This is a genomic window from Pseudomonas sp. 51_B, assembly GCF_017491595.1.
In the GTDB taxonomy this organism is placed as follows: Bacteria; Pseudomonadota; Gammaproteobacteria; order Pseudomonadales; family Pseudomonadaceae; genus Aquipseudomonas; species Aquipseudomonas promysalinigenes.
Window position 1 is genome coordinate 1 of the sequence record NZ_JAFGYW010000329.1, and the last position, 464, is coordinate 464.

The window sequence follows — 464 nt, forward strand, 5'->3', positions numbered from 1 at the left end:
TGTCCAGCGTCTGCAAGCGGTTTGTCGACTTAAATCGTTGATTGGTATCAAGTTTGAAGCGCTTTTGTGTGATAGCGGCAGGCGCGGCGGGGTGACGCGCCTGCGGCAATTCACCGCGCCGCTTCGGCCGCGTCAAGCGGCGCGACGCCGAATTGCGTACACTCGAAGCCTCCGCTTCACCGCGCGAGCGCGCCGGCGCACCGCGCAATCCTCCTCTTCGACGAGACTCCGACGGGAACCCAGATGAGCGATTTACGCAGCGATACCGTGACGCGCCCGAGCGCGCCGATGCTGGCCGCGATGACGGCCGCCGAAGTGGGCGACGACGTGTGAGGCGACGATCCCACCGTCGCGCGCCTGCAGGCCGTGGTGGCCGAGCGCGCGGGCAAGGAGGCGGCGCTGTTCTTTCCGAGCGGCACGCAGAGCAACCTCGCGGCGCTGATGTCGCACTGCGAGCGCGGCGA

The 464-nt window shown here is 67.5% G+C and carries 1 pseudogene; it reads left to right on the forward strand.

Annotated elements, in window-relative coordinates:
* Nucleotides 1-243: 243 nt before the first annotated feature.
* Nucleotides 244-464: pseudogene (locus tag J5M56_RS25070) on the forward strand (beta-eliminating lyase-related protein); the annotation flags it as partial.